Below are 2,947 nucleotides of genomic sequence, written 5' to 3'. Positions count from 1 at the left end.
TGGGGGCGTGGGGGGCTGTCGTTGCGTGTGGGGGGGTGGGGGGGGGGGGCGGGGGCCCGCCGGCCGGGGGGGGGGGGCGGCGGCCCGGGCGCACGGTCCCCGCTACTGGTCGATCTTGTCCTCGACCAGCTTCTTGACGTTCTCCCACGCCTTGGCCGGGTCGGTGCCCCGCTGCTCGATGTCGAGGATGCCGTTGTCGGTGAGGAAGGTCTTCACCTGGCCGTCCCAGCGGCTGATCACGGCGGGCTGGATGCCGGCCGCCGCCGAGGAGAAGATCTTGCCGACCGGGGTGTCGCCGAAGTACGGCAGCTTGGCGTTCTGCACCGTGGACGAGAGGAGGGTGTCCTTGGTGGAGGGGATGTTGCCGTTCACCGCGAAGACCTTGGCGTGCTGCTCGGGGGCGGTCAGCCAGGCGGCCAGCTCGGCGGCCTCCTTGGCGTGCTTGCTCGCCTTGGGCACGGCGAGGAAGGAGCCGCCCCAGTTGCCGGCGACCGGCGGCGCGGCGATGTCCCACTTGCCCTGGTTGGCGGGGCCGGCCTGGTCCTTGATGATGCCGGTCATCCAGGAGGGGCAGGCGACGGTGGCGAACCTGGAGTTCTTGAAGGCCGCGTTCCAGGTGCCCTTCTCGTCGAACTGGCGCAGTTTCGCGGTGAGTCCGCCCTCGGCCGCCTTGACGCCCAGCTCCCACGCCTTCTTCACGCCGGGGCTGTTCTCCCAGTCGAGCTGGCCGCCGGAGTTGGCGTACTGGACCGGGTCGCTGGAGAGCACCGCGTTGAAGAGGCCGCTCGCGGAGTCGTGGAAGGCGGTGCCGGCGGGCGCGTTCTTCTTGTACGTCTCGCCGACCGTGAGGAACTTCGACCAGTCGCCGCTCCACAGCTTGCCGACCTCTTCGCGGTCGGTGGGCAGCTTGGCCTTGCCGAAGAGCTCCTTGTTGTAGCAGACGGCCATCGGGCCGATGTCGGTGCCGAGGGCGATGACCTTGCCGTCGCCGGTGGTGGCCTGCTTGACCTTCCAGTCGAGGTACTTGGAGGTGTCGGCGCCGCCCTCCTTGCCGAGGTCGACCCACTTGGAGGCCATGCTCTCGCCGGTGGCCTCGGCGATGTAGCCGACCTCGATCGCCTGGATGTCGGCGACGCCGCTGTTCTGGGAGAGGCGCAGCTTCAGGGTGTCCCAGTACTTCTGACCGTCGGAGACGTTCGACTCCTCGATCTTGATGTTCGGGTGGAGCCGCTCGTACTCGGCGTAGAGCTTGGCGCCGGTCTTGTTGTCGTAGCCGAACGAGCCGAAGGTGCCGACCCGCAGCGTGATCTTGCCGCCGTCCTTCCCGCCCTCGTCGTCCGTGTCGCTCCCGCAACCGGTGAGCAGGACCGTGCCGGTCACCACTGCGGCGACCGCCGCGGCGGCCGTGCGGCGACCACGTCTGCTGCTGGAAGTGCGCATTCCACTCTCCTCGTCCAAGGTGGTGCTCGTTGTGCGCCAAGAGGTCCGGCCGGCTGCTCGCGGCTCGGCGGGCCCTGCCGGGACCTGATGCAGGCTGTGCCGACTCCCCTGATGGGAGCGCTCCCACGTCGTTGCCGGAAGGTTGCCGCCGGGCGGGTGGGGGTGTCAAGACATGAACGCGGATTCGTTACCGGAAGGTGTTCGGCGGGTTTCCGGGCGTCGGTACGCGGGTCTTCACGTCATCTCCTGAACGCGCGCGTGGCGCGACGGGAGCACGGTGCCCTAGGGTGGGAGCGCTCCCATCCCGGTGTGGCCCCCACGGGCCCCTCTCCACCGGCACGGCCGCTCCGCCCGCCGGAGGGGTCCGCCCGCACCGAGGCCCTGGTGAGCGGCGCGATGTCCGACGAGGGGAGTACGGCGACGGTGAACGGACGGCAGAACAGCAGACCCACCCTGGAACAGGTCGCGGCCCGCGCCGGGGTCGGCCGGGGCACCGTCTCGCGGGTCATCAACGGCTCCCCGCGCGTGAGCGACCAGACCCGCGCCGCCGTGGCCCGGGCCGTCGCCGAACTCGGCTACGTACCCAACCAGGCCGCCCGCGCGCTGGCCGGCAGCCGCACGGACGCCGTCGCCCTCGTCATCCCCGAGGCCGAGGCGCGGCTCTTCGCCGAGCCCTACTTCCTCGACCTCATCCGCGGCGTCAGCGCCGAACTGGCCGCAGCAGACAAGCAGTTGCTGCTCACCCTGGTCCGCAGCGAGCAGGAGCGCCAGCGCTTCGAGCAGTACCTCGCCGCGCAGCGCGTCGACGGCGTCCTCCTCGCCTCCGTGCACGGCGACGACCCGCTCCCGGACCGCATCCGCGAACTCGGCATCCCGGTCGTCATGAACGGACGCCGCTCGGAGGCCGAGCCCGTCCCGTACGTCGACTCCGACAACATCGGCGCCGGGCGCGCCGCCGTCGCCCACCTGGTGGGCCGTGGCAGGCGGCGCATCGCCACGGTCACCGGCCCCCTGGACATGTACGTCGCCCGGGCCCGCCTCGGCGGCTACCGCGCCGGCCTCGCGGAGGCGGGCCACGCCCCCGACGAGGGCCTGGTCGCGCCCGGCGACTTCACCGAGGCGGGCGGCCGCGCGGCGATGCGCGAACTCCTCGCCCGCCGCCCCGACCTGGACGCGGTCTTCGTCGCCTCCGACGTCATGGCGGCGGGCGCCCGCGGCGCCCTGCGCGAGGCGGGCCGCCGCATCCCCGAGGACGTGGCCCTGGTCGGCGTCGACGACTCCCCGGTGGCCCGCCTGATGGACCCGCCCCTGACCAGCGTCCGCCAGCCCACGGAGCGCATGGGCCGCACGATGGCCCGGATGCTCCTGCGCGCCGTCGCGGGCACCCCGGAGGACCCGCGCCGGGTCTTCCCGACGGAGCTGGTGGTCCGGGGTTCCTGCTGAGCTTCCGGGCGGGCGGCGGGACGCCGCCGACGACGGAACGGCCGGACGGGGACCGTGGGGGTCC

2 protein-coding genes are annotated in these 2,947 nt (G+C 72.5%); one reads left to right on the top strand and one right to left on the bottom strand.

The window, feature by feature from the left end; all coding sequences use genetic code 11:
- Positions 1-102: 102 nt before the first annotated feature.
- Positions 103-1,440 (bottom strand): ABC transporter substrate-binding protein, encoded by a 1,338-nt coding sequence (locus ACFW1I_RS16765; protein ID WP_384670368.1) that lies wholly within the window; start codon positions 1,438-1,440, stop codon positions 103-105.
- Positions 1,441-1,836: 396 nt separating this feature from the next.
- Here ACFW1I_RS16765 and ACFW1I_RS16760 point away from each other — a divergent pair, with 396 nt between their 5' ends.
- Complete coding sequence (locus ACFW1I_RS16760; RefSeq protein ID WP_384670370.1) at positions 1,837-2,883, top strand: LacI family DNA-binding transcriptional regulator; 1,047 nt, start codon at positions 1,837-1,839, stop codon at positions 2,881-2,883.
- Positions 2,884-2,947: the final 64 nt, after the last annotated feature.

This window comes from Streptomyces sp. NPDC058955 (assembly GCF_042741435.1).
Taxonomy (GTDB): Bacteria; Actinomycetota; Actinomycetes; order Streptomycetales; family Streptomycetaceae; genus Streptomyces.
This window is presented reverse-complemented; position numbering and strand designations above follow the sequence as displayed.